The organism is Microbulbifer salipaludis, from assembly GCF_017303155.1.
GTDB lineage: Bacteria > Pseudomonadota > Gammaproteobacteria > Pseudomonadales > Cellvibrionaceae > Microbulbifer > Microbulbifer salipaludis.
Genome location: NZ_JAEKJR010000002.1, coordinates 877,144 through 894,505, shown reverse-complemented (window position 1 = coordinate 894,505; position 17,362 = coordinate 877,144). Strand labels below are relative to the sequence as shown.

The 17,362-nt window shown below is 60.0% G+C and carries 16 protein-coding genes and 1 pseudogene; 7 read left to right on the top strand and 10 right to left on the bottom strand.

All coding sequences use genetic code 11. From position 1 onward, the window contains the following. Positions 1-12: 12 nt before the first annotated feature. From JF535_RS09405 to JF535_RS09375, 7 genes and pseudogenes are all read right to left on the bottom strand, one after another. The gene (locus JF535_RS09405) at positions 13-282 is read right to left on the bottom strand and encodes a hypothetical protein (protein ID WP_207001488.1); all 270 of its coding nucleotides are present in this window, start codon (positions 280-282) and stop codon (positions 13-15) included. Beyond that, positions 266-691 carry a hypothetical protein gene (locus JF535_RS09400; protein WP_207001487.1) on the bottom strand — a complete coding sequence of 142 codons (426 nt, stop codon included), beginning with the start codon at positions 689-691 and terminating at the stop codon, positions 266-268. The genes JF535_RS09405 and JF535_RS09400 overlap by 17 nt, the downstream gene beginning before the upstream one ends. After that, positions 688-1,224 (bottom strand): annotated as a pseudogene (locus tag JF535_RS09395) (RNA polymerase sigma factor); the annotation flags it as partial. The pseudogene JF535_RS09395 and the gene JF535_RS09400, both read right to left, overlap by 4 nt. Positions 1,225-1,302: 78 nt before the next feature. Beyond that, positions 1,303-1,683 carry a hypothetical protein gene (locus tag JF535_RS09390; protein WP_207001483.1) on the bottom strand — a complete coding sequence of 127 codons (381 nt, stop codon included), beginning with the start codon at positions 1,681-1,683 and terminating at the stop codon, positions 1,303-1,305. Positions 1,684-1,789: 106 nt separating this feature from the next. After that, complete coding sequence (locus JF535_RS09385; RefSeq protein ID WP_207001481.1) at positions 1,790-3,163, bottom strand: L-cystine transporter; 1,374 nt, start codon at positions 3,161-3,163, stop codon at positions 1,790-1,792. 124 nt (positions 3,164-3,287) lie between these two features. Continuing rightward, on the bottom strand, positions 3,288-3,725 hold the full coding sequence (locus tag JF535_RS09380; protein ID WP_207001479.1) for a TlpA family protein disulfide reductase: 438 nt from the start codon (positions 3,723-3,725) through the stop codon (positions 3,288-3,290). Between the two features lie 22 nt (positions 3,726-3,747). Then, positions 3,748-5,109: a YihY family inner membrane protein gene (locus JF535_RS09375; RefSeq protein ID WP_207001477.1), complete on the bottom strand. Its 1,362-nt coding sequence runs from the start codon at positions 5,107-5,109 to the stop codon at positions 3,748-3,750. Between the two features lie 183 nt (positions 5,110-5,292). Between JF535_RS09375 and arsC the strand changes: the two genes are divergently transcribed. From arsC to JF535_RS09340, 7 genes are all read left to right on the top strand, one after another. After that, the gene (gene arsC, locus JF535_RS09370; protein ID WP_207001475.1) at positions 5,293-5,637 is read left to right on the top strand and encodes an arsenate reductase (glutaredoxin); all 345 of its coding nucleotides are present in this window, start codon (positions 5,293-5,295) and stop codon (positions 5,635-5,637) included. Next, a complete protein-coding gene (wrbA, locus tag JF535_RS09365) occupies positions 5,637-6,242 on the top strand; it encodes an NAD(P)H:quinone oxidoreductase (protein ID WP_207001473.1) in 606 nt (201 codons plus the stop codon). Before arsC ends, wrbA begins: the two co-directional genes overlap by 1 nt. Then, positions 6,235-6,618 carry a DUF2069 domain-containing protein gene (locus JF535_RS09360; protein WP_207001471.1) on the top strand — a complete coding sequence of 128 codons (384 nt, stop codon included), beginning with the start codon at positions 6,235-6,237 and terminating at the stop codon, positions 6,616-6,618. The genes wrbA and JF535_RS09360 overlap by 8 nt, the downstream gene beginning before the upstream one ends. A gap of 34 nt (positions 6,619-6,652) precedes the next feature. Beyond that, a complete protein-coding gene (gene sppA, locus JF535_RS09355) occupies positions 6,653-8,521 on the top strand; it encodes a signal peptide peptidase SppA (protein WP_207001469.1) in 1,869 nt (622 codons plus the stop codon). Positions 8,522-8,897: 376 nt separating this feature from the next. Continuing rightward, positions 8,898-9,776, top strand: a complete 879-nt coding sequence (locus JF535_RS09350) for an HAD-IIB family hydrolase (protein ID WP_207001467.1) — start codon at positions 8,898-8,900, stop codon at positions 9,774-9,776. A 25-nt stretch (positions 9,777-9,801) separates the two neighbouring features. Next, positions 9,802-11,025: a glycosyltransferase family protein gene (locus JF535_RS09345; protein WP_207001465.1), complete on the top strand. Its 1,224-nt coding sequence runs from the start codon at positions 9,802-9,804 to the stop codon at positions 11,023-11,025. Between the two features lie 66 nt (positions 11,026-11,091). After that, entirely contained in the window at positions 11,092-12,846 is a 1,755-nt protein-coding gene (locus JF535_RS09340; RefSeq protein WP_340674155.1) for an alpha-amylase family glycosyl hydrolase, read from the top strand. An 18-nt stretch (positions 12,847-12,864) separates the two neighbouring features. Here JF535_RS09340 and JF535_RS09335 read toward each other — a convergent pair whose 3' ends face one another. The 3 genes from JF535_RS09335 to JF535_RS09325 all read right to left on the bottom strand — a co-directional run bounded on the left by JF535_RS09335 (position 12,865) and on the right by JF535_RS09325 (position 17,361). Further along, on the bottom strand, positions 12,865-14,127 hold the full coding sequence (locus JF535_RS09335; protein ID WP_207001463.1) for an MFS transporter: 1,263 nt from the start codon (positions 14,125-14,127) through the stop codon (positions 12,865-12,867). Between the two features lie 142 nt (positions 14,128-14,269). Then, the gene (locus JF535_RS09330; RefSeq protein ID WP_207001461.1) at positions 14,270-16,330 is read right to left on the bottom strand and encodes a transglutaminaseTgpA domain-containing protein; all 2,061 of its coding nucleotides are present in this window, start codon (positions 16,328-16,330) and stop codon (positions 14,270-14,272) included. Beyond that, positions 16,327-17,361, bottom strand: coding sequence for a DUF58 domain-containing protein (locus JF535_RS09325; RefSeq protein WP_207001459.1), 1,035 nt, complete (start codon positions 17,359-17,361; stop codon positions 16,327-16,329). Before JF535_RS09325 ends, JF535_RS09330 begins: the two co-directional genes overlap by 4 nt. Between the last annotated feature and the right edge of the window lies 1 nt (position 17,362).

The following is a 17,362-nucleotide window of genomic DNA, read 5'->3' as shown; positions in this document are numbered from 1 at the left end:
TTTGCTGTGGCACTAATCATCTTGCTCACCCTCTTCACTTTGCGCATCCGTTTCGGTCTCCACCGCCGGTTGCGGGAGCACATCTTCCGTCCAGGTATCTTCCACGTCACTGGGGGCGATAAACTCGCCGGTGTCATCGCTCCAGTCGGAAAGAAACATCAAGAACTCCTCATCCAGTGGCTCTTCGGCAATGGCGGAAGGCAGTACCAACAGCATCAGAGCCAGTGCTGTCCCGCGCAGTCTGGAGTCACATCCTCCCGGGAGATCAGGATGAATAGCCATCCGGCGCCTCCTCCGCCAACCACTGGTAAAACTCCACGTCCTGGATCATTTCCAGCTCCGCTTCCTCGTCGAGAATCCAGGCGTCGGCCAACATGTCGATGGGCTTCGCTGGTTGCGTGAAGGTCCCCGGCCAAACAACGGCAATCGCAATGGCAACCACTGCGGCGCTGGCCAACCCCACCGGCAACCATGGCGCTACCGTTGGGCCGACGCTGGTGTCGTTCGCATCCAGTGCGGCAGCGCGCGCACGCCGCAAGTGAGACAGGGTTTCCCCATCCAGAGACGCGTCGCGACGATCCATCGCGGCACGTGCGCCGGCCACCAGGTCGCGCTCGCCAGGGCGTCTCGTGCCGTCGTCGCTGGGTTTCGCCGCATCGCGACCGGGCGACGGATTCTTCGGGGGTGTCATCGCACTTCCTCCAATTGCGTACGCAGGGCGGCAAGCGCCCGGGAAAGGTGGGTTTTTACACTACCAGCACTGCAGGACATGGCACTGGCAGTCTCTGCAACATCAAATCCTTCGACACAGCGCAGCATAAAAGCCTGCTGCTGCCGCGGTGGCAATCCACTGACGGCCGACTCGATCTGCTCCAGTGCATGCTGGGAAAACACCAGGTGCTCCGGCTGCGGCCCAGCCGTATCTTCCAGCACACCCGGGTCAAAACCGTCGTCCTCGTCGTCACCCGCAAACTTTTCCCTCAGCAACTGCCACCGGGAAACGGTCTTGTGACGACGATGCCAGTCGGTGATGCGATTGTTGAGAATGGTAAAAAATAGCGGGCGCCATTGATCCCGCTGCTTGTGCCGGTAGCGACGCACCAACGCGAACATCGCATCCTGCACGATATCCAGAGCGTCGTCACGGTTCCCCACCGCCATCGCGGCCATGGAAAAGGCGCGTTTTTCTACCGAAGCGAGAAACTGTTCCATGCAGTGTGTAGCAGCCCGTTGCGCAGGGTTCTTTTTATTGAGGGGGAAAACCCGCGGCTCCCCGGTTCAGGAGCCGCATTGGGCTTGGGGTTACTTGCGCAGCCGGTCACCGCGGCGGTCGAGGCGTTGATCAACACGATCGCCCTTGCGATCCAGGCGGCGGTCAATTTTATCGCCCTTGCGGTCCAGACGGCGCTCGATACGGTCTCCCTTGTTGTCGAGGTGGGTCGCGCGCTTGTCGTTGCCGCGCGCTTCCGCCCGCTCCGATGCCCGGTCCAGGCGGCTGTCGATGCGATCCCCCTTGTTGTCCAGACGCTTGTCGATACGGTCGCCGCGGCGATCCATGCGGTTTTCAATCCGGTCACCCTTGTTGTCCAGGAACTGAGCGCGCTGCTCGCCATCGTCCGCCATTGCGGAAAAGGAGAGCAGTGCAATGGCCAGAACAACAGCCTGGTTTTTGATCAATTTCATCGATGGATTCCCTGTTGTAGTCAATGATGGGCGAATACAACTCGCCGGCTCATTGATAAAAACGTGCGAAAACCGAATCGGTTGACAAGAATTTAAAAAAAAATGCTCAGCTGGCTGCTGCTTCCTGGGGTTCGGGTTCCTGGGGTTCCGGCCCAACCCAGTGTTGAGTCAGGGTGCCGGCGGTCATGGCGCCGTTCACATTCAGTGCGGTACGCGCCATATCAATCAATGGCTCGACGGAGATCAGCAGCGCGGCGATCTGGACCGGCAGCCCCATGGTCGGCAGCACCACCAGGGCAGCAAAAGTGGCCCCGCCGCCGACACCGGCAATACCAAAGGAGCTGATCACAATCACCGCAATCAGAGACGCCAGCCATACCGGATCAAAAATATTGATACCCAGCGGCACCGCCACCATCACCGTCAGCATCGCAGGATAGATTCCGGCACATCCGTTCTGGCCAATCGTGGCCCCGAAGGAGGCGGAAAAGTTGGCAATGGCCGGCGAATTTTTCAGCTCATCGATCTGGGTTTCCACATTCAGCGGAATCGTGGCCGCGCTGGAGCGGGAGCTGAAGGCGAACACCAGTACCGGCCAGACCTTGGCGAAATAGTGTATCGGGCTGATGCCGTTCACCAGCAACAGTATCCCGTGCACCACAAACATCAGGGCGATGGCGACAAACGAGGCAATGACAAAATTGAATAAATTGAAAATATCCGCCCAACTGGATTTGGCAATCAGCGCGGTGACCAGCGCCATAACGCCATAGGGGGTGAAGGCCATGATCAGGCGCACCAGTTTCATCACCCAGGTCTGGGCAACAGACACAAAGTGCTCGATGGCCGCGCCCTGCTCCGGATTTTCACGGCGCACAGCCAGCGCCGCCAGCCCGAGCAGCACCGCAAATATCACCACCGCGATCACCGAGGTATCGCGCTGACCGGCAAGGTCCGCAAAAATATTGCGCGGGATAAATGAAGTGAGTATTTGCGGAATGCTCAGGTCGCTGACCCGCCCGATACGCTCATTCAAGACTTCTACCCGCGCCGCTTCCCGCGCGCCTTCGACGAGCCCCTCGGCAGAAAGACCGAACAACCAGGCAATCATCACCCCGATGAAAGCGGCAATGGCCGTCGTCCCCAGCAGGACCGCCAGCACCGAGCCGCTGATCTTGCCCAGTGACCGGGTGTCACTGACTTTGACCACCGCACCGAGAATGGAGACCAGCACCAGCGGCATCACCAGCAGGTACAGTAAATTGACGTAGCCATCGCCAATGAGTCCCACCCAGTCCAGCACCCAGTCCGTATTTACCCCCCAGCCCTCGGCAATGTGCATCACACCACCGAACAGTAAACCCAGCAGCAGGCCGGCAAATACCGCCGGTGCCAGGGAGTTGCGGCTGCGATGCCAGCGAGCCAGTGGCCAGATCAGGAGCAGGTAAATGGCCAGTAGAAGTAGTGCACTCAATTGCATGCGTTACGAGTCCCCGATTGCAAACTTTGCCGTAAAAAAATGCACGCATGCTAACAGCTGGCGCGTGTTTCCTTTAAAGACACTTTGGTTATAGATATAGAAACAGCACTGCGGCTACTGCGAGCTATTGTGCAGCTCTGCGAGTGGCCTGAATTGCCTCGGCAAGTGTCTCTGCCGTCTGTGGTCCCACCAAGGTGCCCTGCCACTGGCCGTTGGCATCGATAATCAGCGTCGATGGCAACACCTGAGGCACGGGCTGCCCCCAGTGATCCGCTGGCGCCCCGGCCAGCAGGGGAAATTCAATCCCAAAGCGCTCGGCTTGCCGGCGCACCTGTTCCACCGGCAAACGATCGAAATTGATGCCCAGCACCAGCACATCCGCTTTGTGCTCTTGGTAAAAGCGATTCAGCTCGGGGATTTCCTCGCGACAGGGCGCGCACCACTCGGCCCAGTAATTCACCAGCAGTATTCTGCCCTCTGTGGGCAGGGTGCCCCCCTCCAGGGATTGCAGGCCGCCAGCGCGCTGTTCACAGCCACTGGCGAACAGCAAAATGAGCGACAACAGCAGGTACAGTTGGGGCCGCTCAGGAATTCGCGGTACGGCTCGATGACTTGGTCCGGGCATTTCGGCTACGTCCTTTACTGGAAGACTTGTTATCGTTGTTATCGGTTTCCTGCTCCGGTGATTCCGCGACCTCGTCCACGGGCTCCACCGACTTTTCCAGCATTTCCTTTGCCATAGACTCCCGGAACAGATCGCCGAGGGATTTTGAGAGATGCTCATGGGAGAACTCTTTCGACTCCTGGAAACGGGCATTCACTTCCCGGAACCAGGGGCGGGCATTGAGTTCCCGGTGGCCACTCTCTGGCACCGGCCCCGGGTGCAGCCAGTCGCGCAGCTGCTCCAGGGTAATCGAATCCAGGTCCCGCACCAGGACATGTTCGGTGCGATCGGTTTGCGCAATGACCTTTTGCGACTGCAGGATTTCACGGATACGCCGCCACTGCGCAGGGCGGATACCCGCGCGGGAAATATCCTGGTCGCTGACCGATATCCCCTTCTGGTAATTGCTGAAGAATTTGGCCATCAACACCAGCGTTGCCACCAGATCCGAATACTTTCGCCCCTGTGCAGCCGCATGGTAGGCGGACAGGGTTCGCACCAGCACACAACCGGCCAACACAATCATCCACAGGGTATAAAGCCAGATCAGAAACAGCGGTACAAAGGCAAAAGCGCCGTAGATGGCCTGCACCGAACTGCGCGCGACAATCGCGCCAAACAGATGCTTGGCCGCTTCAAACGCAATGGCGGTAATCACGCCCCCGGCAAACCCGTGTCGCAGCGGTACACGGCAGTTGGGCACCGCAACAAACAGCAGGGTAAAGGCCACCGCCGTAAATATGAATGGCAGTATCCGCAAAAACACCGGCAACAGGCCCAGACTGTCATTCTGGGCAAGGACTTTCTGTGAAAACAGATACGTGGTCGTCGCCATACCGGCGCCCAGCAGGATCGGCCCCAGGCTGAGAATGGCCCAGTACAACAGGAAACTCGAAACACCGGTGCGTCCCTTGGGGATATCCCAGATGGCGTTGAACGTCGTTTCAATATTTTTCAGCATGATGCCTGCGGTGAGCAGCAGTATGGCAATACCGACACCGGTCAGGCGCTGGGCCTGAGATGAAAAATTATTGATGTATTCCTGCACCTCACGACCACTCTCCGGCACGAAGTGGGAAAAGATCTGCTGCTGGATTTTGCTTTCCAGCCCGGAAAAGTCCGGAAACAGGGAAAGCATCGCGTAACTCACGGTTACCAGCGGCACTATCGCGAACAGGGTCATGTAGGTGAGGGCGGCCGCGTGCTGACGACAGTTCTTTTCGTTGAATACGGACCAGAGAGAGGCAAAAAAGCGACGCCAGCGGTGCACCATTTCAGTCATGGGTCTTCTCAGTTTGTTATATAGCCACGTGTGCCGGACTCTATTCTGAATCCGTGCGCAAACGCCGTGCAATCTGTCTAAAAAGTACGCCATACCCCAGCGTAGCCCAGGATTCAGACAGGCTCATGGACGGCCAACAGTCACCTGTTAGAATACGCCAAACCTTAACAGGATACCCCTTCGATGTGGACGATCTATCATAACCCGCGCTGTTCAAAATCACGCCAGACCCTGCAATTGCTGCAAGAGCACAATATTGATCCTGACGTCGTACTCTACCTGGAGACGCCGCCGGATGCAGACACCCTGAAAAACCTGCTGGCCAAGCTCGGCATCGATGCCCGCGAATTGCTGCGCAAAGGCGAAGACGACTACAAGGCACTAAACCTGAAGGACACCAGCCTCAGCGAGGATGCACTGGTGCAGGCCATGGTTTCGCACCCCAAGCTGATCGAGCGCCCCATTGTCGTCAAAAACGACAAGGCCGTGCTCGGCCGCCCACCGGAAAATGTTCTGGAGCTGATTTAATGGCCGCCGAGCCCTACATATTGATCCTGTATTACAGCCGCGGCGGCACCACCGCTGCCATGGCAGCGGAACTGGCGCGCGGCGTCGAACAGGCTGGCGGACATGCCCGCCTGCGCACCGTGCCACCGGTTTCCCCGGATACCGAAGCCAGCCTGCCACCGGTTCCCGATCGTGGTGCACCCTATTGCACAGCGGACGACCTGCGCCATTGCGCCGGCCTGCTGATGGGCAGCCCCACCCGCTTTGGCAATATGGCCGCACCACTGCGCCACTTTCTCGACCAGACCAGTGATATGTGGCTCGATGGCAGCCTGACCGGCAAACCGGCGGCTGTCTTCACCTCCACCGGCAGCCTGCACGGTGGCCAGGAAAGTACCCTGATCTCCATGATGCTGCCCCTGCTGCACCACGGCATGCTGATCGCCGGTATTCCCTATTCCGAAGGGGCGCTGATGCACACCACCACCGGTGGCACGCCCTATGGCGCGTCCCACTGGTCCGGCAGTCCTGCCGGTGGACTGAGCGACGATGAAACCAGCCTGTGCCGGGCACAGGGCAAACGCATTGCTCTTCTCGCTCGCCAGCTCGGAGACCACCATGGCTAAAAACCCGAAGACCATCGACACCGCCGCCGTTGCCGGCAAACTGGCCGTTGCCCGCAAGCTCAACTGGGTGTGTTACGCCGGGCTGCTGGTGCTGTTTGCGGTGTGGAACCTGTTTCTCGACGGTTCCATCAAGTGGTGGCTACTGCAGACCATCCCCCTGCTGCTGGTTTTACCCGGCATGCTGAAACAACATCAACGCAGCTATTTGTGGCTGTGTTTTATCCTGTTGCTGTACATCACCGCCGGTATCGTCGACGTAATGATGCCTACACGCGGTTGGCAGCATGGCGCTCTGACGGCCTTGAGCCTTATCCTGTTTGTTTCCGCCATGATGACCAGCCGCTGGCAGGTTCAACTACACAACGCCAAACGCTAATAACACCAACAGACCGTCACAAGGAGTTTCAGGTTTGACCGAAGCAACCCAACAACGCGGCCCCATCCGCCGCTTTTTTAGCAGCATTGGCGGCGCCATCACCTGGCTACGCCGGGTCGTTACCAACCTGCTGTTCCTGTTGATCCTGCTGTTTATCGGCATCGCCATCTTCGGTGGTGAAGAGCGCATCACCGTGCCACAGGGTGGCGCCCTCAGGGTTGCCCCCGCCGGATTCCTGGTGGATGAAGTCAGCCAGCCCAGCGGTGTGCCCGGTTTTCTTGGCGGTCCGTCCAGGCCACAGGAAACCCGCGTCAAGGACCTGGTAGAAGCCATCGACCGCGCGGCCAATGACAATCGTATTGGCGCGCTGGTGCTCGAACTCGACTATCTGGCGGGCGCCAGCCTGAGCAAGCTTGAAGAAGTGGGTGAAGCCGTACAGCGCTTCAAGGCCACCGAGAAACCGGTGTATGCCATTGGCGACAACTTCACCCAGGGACAATACTTTCTCGCCAGTCACGCCGACAAGGTGTACATGAACCCGATGGGCTCTCTGTTGGTCACCGGGTTTGGCAGCTATCGCAATTACTACAAAAGCGCACTCGACAAGCTGAAAATCAACTTCCACGTATTCCGCGTCGGTGATTACAAAGACTTTATCGAGCCCTACACCCGCGATGACATGTCCCCGGCCTCGCGGGAAAACAATGCCCGCTGGCTGCACCAGCTGTGGACCGAATACACCGAACAGGTGACCGGCCTGCGCAACCTGCCCCCCAATGCGATCGACAGCTACATTGCCGACCTGCCGGAAAACCTGCGCGCCCAGGGCGGCAGTTGGGCGGATGCGGCACTGGCCAATAAATTTGTCGACAAACTGCTCACCCGCCGCGCCGCAGTGGCAGAAGTACAGGAGCTGGTCGGCGTCAGTGACGCCGACAAGTCCCAGTACAAAGCAATCAATGCAATGGACTACTTGCGCCAGGCCAAGCTGACCGACCTGCCCGACCCGCGCCACCAGGCCGACAAAATTGGCTTGATCAGTGCCGCCGGCGCCATCATGGATGGCGAGGCTCCCGCCGGACAAATCGGCAGCGCTACCCTGGGCAAACTGATTGCGGAGGCGCGGGAGAAAGAGGTCAAGGCACTGGTACTGCGCATCGACAGCCCCGGCGGCTCAGCCTTTGCTTCCGAAGCCATCCGCCAGGAACTGCTGGCCACCCGCGAAGCGGGCATCCCGGTGGTCATTTCCATGGGTAGTGTGGCGGCCTCCGGCGGTTACTGGATCGCCGCAGGCGGCGACCGCATCTGGGCCTCCCCTTCCACCATCACCGGCTCGATCGGTGTATTTGGCGCCTTCCCCACCTTCGAAGACTCCCTTGAGCATCTGGGTATCTTCAACGATGGCGTCGGCACCACGGAACTCGCCGGCACCATGCGCCTGGACCGCGCGCTGCCCGAGGCTGCCGCCGATATCCTGCAGCAGGGTGTTGAGCACACTTACGCCCAGTTCCTGCAGCTGGTGGCGGGAGCCCGCAACAGCACCCCGCAGGAAATCCATAAAATTGCCCAGGGCCAGGTATGGACCGGGCGCACCGCCCACAAACTGGGCCTGGTGGATGAGCTTGGCAACCTCAAGGATGCCATCGCGGATGCCGCGCAGCTGGCAGAACTGGAAAAATACGAGGTGGTGGAAATCCAGCGGGAGCTGAGCCCCGGTGAAAAGCTCATGCGGGCACTGGCGGAAAACGTCGATGCGAGAATCGCCGCCAGCGTTGAGCAGAACCTTCCGCTGGGGGCCTGGTTCAGCAGCCTGCAGCCGGCCCTGCAGCCCCTGGCTGAACTGAAAACTTTCCAGGATCCACGCGCGCTGTACGTGCGCTGCATGCACTGCATCGCACCCTGATTGAAAATACTCCGCTGTACCCTGTGGTGCAGCGGAGCCTCCCCCTCTTTCTCTTTCTCTTTCTCTTTCTCTCCCTCCTCCTCTGCCGCTTCCGCCCCGGATACAAGGGCCCACAGAGACCGCACCACCCTCGCCGCACTAAACTTGTGCAGCTAAAATTGCAACGGGCAGGCAGCGAACCATTTTGAGGCGTTTTGAGGCGGATTACCGCACCCATTGACGTGACGGGATGAATTTCTTGCCAGTCAGCCGGCTACAAGCACCGCCATAGCTCACTTTTTTCCGTCTGGCACTATTTTTGGATTGTCATAGTAAAGCGCGGGCCCTGACGTACAGCCCACTGAGCGATAACTTGCACACATCAACCCGGAATCGAATGACACAATTACACAGCGAGGCACACCCCGAAACAGACATTCAGTGGCTTATTGCCAGTGATCTCGACGGCACCCTGCTGGACCACTTCAGCTATTCTCATCAACCCGCTGACGCAACCCTGGCCGCCCTGGAAGTGAACGCCATCCCCGTTATCCTCAACAGCAGTAAAACCCGCGACGAGATGCTCGTCCTGCGGCAGGCCCTCAACAACCAGCATCCATTTATTGTGGAAAACGGCTCGGCCATTTTCATTCCCCGGGGATATTTCCCCAACAAGCCCGAACTGGCACGGGAAGACGCCGAATTTTGGATTCTTGAGCCCGGTGCACGGCGCCAGGATATTCTCGCGTTCCTGGCCAAGGACGCGGAAAAAAACGGTGCACCCTACCTCAACTTCGATAGCGCCAGCACAGAGGAAATTGTTGCCGCCACCGGCCTGGCCACGCACGAAGCGGAAAGAGCCAACCAGCGCGATTATTCCGAGCCGCTGTTATGGCAAGGGGACGAGCAGCAGAAGCTGGCGTTTGCTGCCCGCGCCAATGCTGCAGGGTTTTCCACCCTGCAGGGCGGCCGCTTCCTGCACGTGCTCGGCCAGACCGACAAGGGGCGCGCCACCAACCTGCTGAAGAAAACCTACCAGAACTACACCCGGCGCGAATGCCGGCTGATTGCCAGCGGCGATGGACCAAACGATCTCGACATGTTGAATGTTGCCGATATCGCCATCATCGTCCGCTCTCCGGCGCATCCGCCACCGGACCTGCCCTATCACCCATCTCTGCTCGTCACGCGCGAGACCGGACCTCAGGGGTGGGCGGACGCCATTGGAGACATCTTCGCAGCCGACTCGCCCTACCCCGCGCAGATGCGCAACTAACCAGACGTACAAAAGGAAGCAATCCGTGACCGACTTTTTTCAGAATGGCGACATCACGACCCTGCACAACCTTTCCAACCGCAGCCTGGAAGATATGGAAGCGGATCTGATGCGTTTTTCCAGACAACGCCCCATGTCCCTGCTGCTGCCCTCCCTGTATTCAGAACTGGAAGGCGAAGCCCTGCCCCGCATCCTCAAGATTCTTGCGGAAGTGCCCTATCTGTCGGAGATCGTGATCGGCCTCGATCGAGCGGATGAATCCCAGTACCGCGATGCCCTCAAACAGTTCAGCATTCTGCCGCAGCATGTGCGGGTACTGTGGAACGATGGCCCGCGCCTGCGCGAACTGGACGCGCAACTGCAACGGGATGGCCTGGCACCCATGGACGCGGGAAAGGGGCGCAATGTGTGGTATTGCCTCGGCTATATTCTTGCCTCCGGCCGCGGCGAAGCCATCGCCCTGCACGACTGTGACATCGTCACTTACGATCGCATGTTGCTGGCGCGCCTGTTCTACCCGGTCGCCAACCCCCAGTTCAGCTACGAATTCTGTAAAGGCTATTACTCCCGCGTGGCTAACGGGAAAATCAATGGCCGCGTCTGCCGGCTGCTGGTCACGCCACTGATCCGTACCCTGAAAAAAATCTACGGACACACCAAGTACCTGGAATACATGGATAGCTTCCGTTATTCCCTCGCCGGTGAGTTTTCCTTCCGCCGCGACGTGGTCAACGACCTGCGCATTCCCAGTGACTGGGGCCTGGAGATCGGCGTACTGTCGGAAATGTACCGCAATTACTCCACCAACCGACTGTGCCAGGTGGATATCGCCCACGCCTACGACCACAAACACCAGGATGTTTCCTTTGACGATGAGGACTGTGGCCTGTCGAAGATGTCCATCGATATTGCCAAGTCGTTTTTCCGCAAGCTCGCCACCCAGGGCACCGTGTTTTCTTCGGAGACCTTCCGCAGTATCAAGGCTACCTACTTCCGCATCGCGCTCGACTTTGTCGAAACCTACCGCAACGATGCCATCATAAATGGCCTGAATTTTGATATTCATAAAGAGGAGCAGACCGTGGAGCTCTTCGCCAGCAACCTGGTTAAGGCGGGACAAGCATTTCTCGACAACCCCATGGAAACCCCGTTTATTCCCAGCTGGAACCGGATCACCAGCGCCGAGCCCGGTTTTCTCGAGCGGCTGAAACAGGCGGTCGAGGCGGATTATGAGGAGTACAACGGGTAACTGCCCAACCTGTTATCGGGTGCCAACTAACCAGACTCAATCACTGCAGGGAAACCGGGGGAGACCGTGAGCCATTCAAACGCGCCATTGCCGATCAAGGAGGTACTGCACCAGAAGGTGGTGGACCACCTGACGTTTATCTACCCGGACCTGGAGATCGAACCGATCGCCCAGGAACTGGTGCATACCATGCGGCTCGACGAAGATTGCCAAAGTCCCCTGGCCCATAAAAACCTGTGGGACCAGACCGACATTGCGGTAATTACCTACGGCAACAGCATCATCAGTGACCATCAGCCGCCCCTGAAAACCCTGCACCATTTTCTGCAGGCGCACTTCCCAATGCTGATCAATACGGTGCACATACTGCCGTTCTTCCCCTACACCAGTGACGATGGTTTCGCCGTTTCTGCCTACAAACAGGTGGATCCGCCACTGGGCGACTGGAACGATATCCTGCGCATCAGTACCGACTTTCACCTGATGGCGGATCTGGTGATCAACCACTGCTCGTCACGGCACGAGTGGTTTGTGAACTATCAGGAGGGGCGCGAGCCCGGCGTTGGCTTTTTCGTGGAAGCAGATCCGAAGGAAGATCTCAGCGCGGTGGTCCGCCCGCGGGTAACACCACTCCTGCGCCCCACCACCACCCCCGAGGGAACCAAGCACGTCTGGTGTACCTTCGGCCACGATCAGGTAGACCTGAACTTTGCAAACCCGAAGGTGCTCGCGAAGATCGTCGATATTATTCGCCTGTATCTGGATATGGGTGTGCGTGTTTTTCGCCTGGATGCCGTGGCCTTTATCTGGAAAAAGCTCGGTACCAATTGCCTGAATCTGGAGGAGACCCATGAGATCGTGCGTCTGCTGCGCACGCTGATCGAGCACGCCAATCCCAATGCGGTGATCATTACCGAAACCAATATCCCCAATCAGGAAAACCTGTCGTACTTCGGCAATGCCAATGAAGCCCACTGTATTTACAACTTTTCCCTGCCGCCGCTGCTGGTAAATACCCTGGTTACCGGTAATTGCCGCTACCTGAAGAACTGGCTGATGGGTATGCCGCCGGCACAGAACGGCACCACCTATTTCAACTTCATCGCCTCGCACGACGGGATCGGCCTGCGGCCGGTAGAGGGTTTGCTGGATGACAGTGAACTGGAAGCACTGATCCAGACCATGGAGAATTTCGGCGGCCAGATTTCCTGGCGCGCGCTGGATGACGGCAGCAACAAACCCTACGAAATCAATATTTCCCTGTTTGATGCCCTCAAGGGAACCATCGCGGGCGAAGATGATTGGCAACTAAGACGCTTCATCTGCGCCCACGCCATCATGCTGGCTCTGGAAGGCCTGCCCGCGTTTTATCTGCACAGTCTGATGGGCACCACTAATGACTACGAGCGGATGAAAGAACACGGTCACAACCGCGCCATCAACCGCCGCCAGTGGCACGAGCAGGAACTGGATGATGTGTTGGCCGACCCCGACCGCCACCACCATCACGTGTTCCAGCATTTGCGCAAACTGATCCAACTGCGTCGCGAGCAGCCCGCGTTCCACCCCAACGCAACGCAGTTTACCCTGCACCTCGGTGACCAGGTCTTCGCCTTCTGGCGCCAGAGTCTGGATCGCCGACAGAGCATTTTCTGTCTGAACAACATCTCCGACACGCCTCAGACCATCCACCTGAATGCGATTAACCTGATTGGTACGGATCAGTGGAAAGATCTGATCAGCGAGGCGACCTTCGACGACATGCTGTCAACGGTTACCCTGGATCCCTACCAGACGCTCTGGATCAGTAACCGCTGGTAACCTCAGGGGGCGTGACATTCACGGCTCGGGAGATTCGCTGGTTTCGGTATTGGGAATGTGCAGTTTGCGCAGGGCGCCACTCAGCCAGGCAAAGACAAAGGCCACCAGGCTGAAAATACCGGCCCACAACAGGGTGGTGAGCGGTGCGGAAAATTCACTGATGGTCCCCGCCAACAACGCACCGATTGCCGCGGAACCAAACAGTGAGAGCTGGTAAATGGAGATTACCCGGCTGCGCACCTGCTCAGGGGCAAGCAGCTGGATGATCGACCGGCCGAGCCCCGCGGAAGCCGCAGCCACCGCGCCCCAGCAGGCACACAGGAACATCAGCCCGAACGGCGTAGGGCCAAAGCTGATGGCAATCAACAGCGCCGCGCTGTAAAGCAGACACATCAGCACGCCACGCCCCGGCGTATCCCCCTGCCCTCGCCGCAGCATGGCCACCGTCGCGGTCACGGTGCCCAGCACAAACGCAATCTGCAGGGTGGCATAGTAGCTGGCGCCGCGGCCGTAGCTTTCCGCCATCAGCGGCAGCACCACCAGAAATACCCCGATATGCACCAGGCCATTGAATCCCACCAGCAATACCAGTTCGAGGATGGCGCGGCTGTTGCGCACTTCGGCAAACCCCTCCAGCAGCGCAGAGGGAAGTGTCAGGCGCGCTGTGGGCTTTGCCAGACGCAAGTGGCGCATGGAGAAGAAAAAAAGTGCGGCGATCAACAGCACCCCCACCTGAATCAGCAACAGCAACTCTGCGCCCCAGCTGTCAAAACGGCTCGCCAGTAGCATGCCGATGGCCTGGCCCCCGTATTGGGCCAGCATCATCCAGGTCACGGTGTGCTGTACCCGGGCTTCGCTGAGCCGGGTATTGCTGTCCTCGGGGGAACGGGCGCAGCGCTGCACCAGGTTGTCCCGAGCGGGCTGCAGGAAGGCGGTACAAATACCGAGGCTGACACCGTACAGAATCAATAGCCCGAGGCTGGGCAGCTGGTACAACAGATAATACGCGAGCGCAGCGTGACATAGACCGAGGCCCAGGCAGGACACGGCCGCCACCCGGGCGGAATCAAACCGGTCCGCCAGCGCACCGCCAAACAGAAGAAAAACCAGGTTCGGCAGCAGCACCGACGCCTGAACCCAGCCCAGCTGCAACGCAGGCAACTCCATTAACGCCACGGCAATCCATGGCAACAGGATCACCTGCAGGCCAGTGGCCAGCGAGGTGCCGCTGTAACCAAGCAAAAATGTTCGCAGGCGTGCCACCTGTGCGGGAAGTGCCATTTATTGAATCCGGAAAACCTGTTGCACGGCCACCGGCGGAGAAGCGCGGTCGCCGCTCTCGCCGATGCTGCCGGCGGGACGGGCACCCAGCCCATCCAGAAAAGGGCGACATTGTCCCACAGAATATGGTGGTTTGGGCCCGTCAGACGGGCTTGCGCGGCTGGGCGGACAATCGCATCGGCCAGAAGCCGCGCACCAGTCGCCGCAGTTGTTTCTCGGCCAGCCCATCGTCGGCATACGCCGCTCGCTCGTACGCCGCGGTAATCCGCGCCGCCATCGGTCCCAGCCGGGGCAACTCCCGCGCAATACGGTGGGCATAATCCCCCGGTGTTTCGCCGGGGATACGCGGCAATCCGGCCCGCGCCATACGCTGGCAGAAACGCAGATACAGCCGGCTCGTTGCGGGCAGCGCCGGCCCCCGGCTGGACAATTTCAGCCAAACCAGCAACAGCAGCAGAGCACCCAGCACAGGGATACCGATAAACATTGCCATGCGCAGCGGCGAGATCTCGCCCATCAGGCGCCGCAGGAGGCCTTCCTGGCGCTGGCTGTCAAAGCTGACCACGGTCTGGTACCAGCGATAATTGACCATGTCCCACTGCAGCCGCAGGCGTGAAACAAACGCGATTTTGTGCAATGGCAGAAAGGCGTCCTGCATAAATTCTTCCGCTGCAGCACTCTGCAGGCCATCGCGGATACGTTCCGGTGCCACCGACGCAGTGGGGTCTACCCGCACCCAGCCGCGCTCCGGCAACCAGATTTCCGCCCAGGCATGGGCATCGTACTGGCGCACCAGCAGGTACTCCTGCTGTTCCACCCATTCCCCGCCCTGATAGCCGGCCACTACCCGCGCGGGCACCCCGGCAGCGCGCATGGTAAAGACGTAGCTGCTGGCAAAATGCTCACAGAAGCCCTGGCGGGTGGAAAACAGGAATTCATCCACGGTGTCCCGGCCCAGCGGCGGCGGCTTCAGGGTGTAGGTGAAGCTTCGGTTGTACAGTGACAGCAGCGCCTGCGAGATCGCCGCGCCATCCAGGCCCTCTTCAAACCGGGCCCGCGCCCAGGCGCGCGCCCGCGGGTTTCCCGACGCGGGCAACTGCAGGTGACGGCGCTGCTCCGAGGCACTCAGGCGCACACCGTCGGTCACGGTATCGCGCGGCCATGAGCGGACTTCGTACGCCAAGCGGCTGCCCACCGGCGTTCGGTACACCAGGGTGTCGTCACCGGTTTCGCGCACCCCACGGGTCTCCGAGTGAGGACGGGCCAGCGCAAACAGCCAGGGATTGTGGCTGGCCTCCTGAATCACCTGATAGCGGTAGCGCGGGCCGACCGCCGGCAGCGCGCGTTCGGCGCTGTCCCCATGACCATCATCGCCAAAGGGACGCTGGTTGCTGCGGCCGCGGCCCCAGCGGGGATAGCCATCCGCCGCCCCGGGCTCGCTCCAGCGGCGGCCGTCAAAGTGCGTGTATACCAAACCCCGCCAATACCGCTGCTCTGGCGGTGGCACCGCCCCGTTGAAGGAAATCCGCAGGGCCGGCTTGTCTGACTTGGACAGCTCACTGAAATCCCCCGGGCTCATCGAGTCGCTGATTCCGGTGGACGCGGCCTGGGTATTTTGCGGTACGGCCCACAGGGGCCCCAGACGCGGCATCACCACAAACAGCACCAGCATCACCGGTATCGCCTGCGCCAGCAGCTTTACCGACAAGCCAAGCGCCCGGCCCGGGCGCGCGCTGCGCCGTCCCAACTGGGCCACCAGTGCCGCCGTAATAATCACCACACAGACAATGCCATACAGGGCATAGGGGATGGTCTGCTCAAATACGAACAGGGTAGCGGCGAGAAAATAGGCCAGCATAAGGCTGAGCAGCGCATCCCGCCGGCTCACCAGCTCAATGTTTTTCAGCGTGAAAGAAACCGCCAGTAGCGCCACCATGGGCTCCAGCGCAAACCAGCGCCGGTAAGTAAGCACCAACCCGGCGACCACGAGCGCAACAGCCACCAGTTTGACCAGCCGCCCGGGCATCTCCCGGCGACCGCGAAATACCTCGAGACGCCAGTACACCGCCACCGCCCAGGCACCCAGTAGCCAGATGGGCAGGTGGATCGTATGTGGCAGCAATACCGCCAGCTGGGCGGCAAAGATCCACAGCAGGCTCTCCCGCGGCAACAGCGCCTGAAGCTGGCTGGTCGAAGCGCTCACTGGCTCACTCCCTGCACTGGAAACAGTGCCAGCGTACTCAGTACCTTGTGCTTGTGCACCGTACCCAGCCCCGGATCAATGGTGTGCCCCGGCAGCCGGAGGCCATAGGGAACCTGCGCCCGCTCGGCGTCGAGCACCCAGGCGCAGAGGTTACTGAGCCGGGTCTCCACATCGCGCCCACCCAGCAGGTCCCAGTCGAGCCACAGCCGGGTATCGCTACCCGAGGCGTACTCTTTGCTGTAGAGATCCCGGCCGCCGGCGTATTGCTTCCACGCCACATGGCGCAGCGAGTCGCCAGGCTGGTAGCTTTTCAGGCCGGCAAAATCATCACCACCGGCGGTCAGCGTCCTGTGCTGATCCCCTTCCCCGACACTCGCGCCAAAAGGCAGCGGACCCGCAGACTTGGGCTGCGGGTACACCAGAAACTCCGCATCCAGGTCCACCCAGGTCCAGCAGCGAAACAGCCCCAGCGGAAAGCGGCTCTGCACGTGTATACGCGGCGCCTTGACGCGTCCGCGTTGCAATAGTGGGAGGTCGAGGCGAATTTCATGAGCATCGCCATCCACAACATCAACCTCAACGCCCTCCTCCGGTGGCCATGCGAGCTGCACGCGCTCGTGATGTCGCTTGCCGGTTTTACGCAGGGCGATCCTGGCCTGGCCGTAGTCGCCGGCATAGGCGGGTTGTGTATCCCGCAGTTGCAGCTTCAGACCGGACAGGTTGGCAATGGTGTGCACCGGCAGGATCACCAGCAAGCCCACCAGCAGAAAGGCAAGCGCCAGCACCAGATTGTTCTCGTAATTGGTGCCCAGCAGCCACAACAGAAAAATCACCAGCAGCAGCCCCATGCCTGCGCCACTGGGCAGGATGAACAGCGTGCGGTGATCGAGAGTGAGGGATTGCGCCGGCGGCACGCGCCGATTGAGCCACCGCAGCCAGCGCGCGCGCAGCAAAGGCTTTGCGCCGGCCGTACCCGCCTGCTGCCGCGTCTGGCCAGATGCCGGGTTGCTGTTGAGGGGTTGTACCGACACG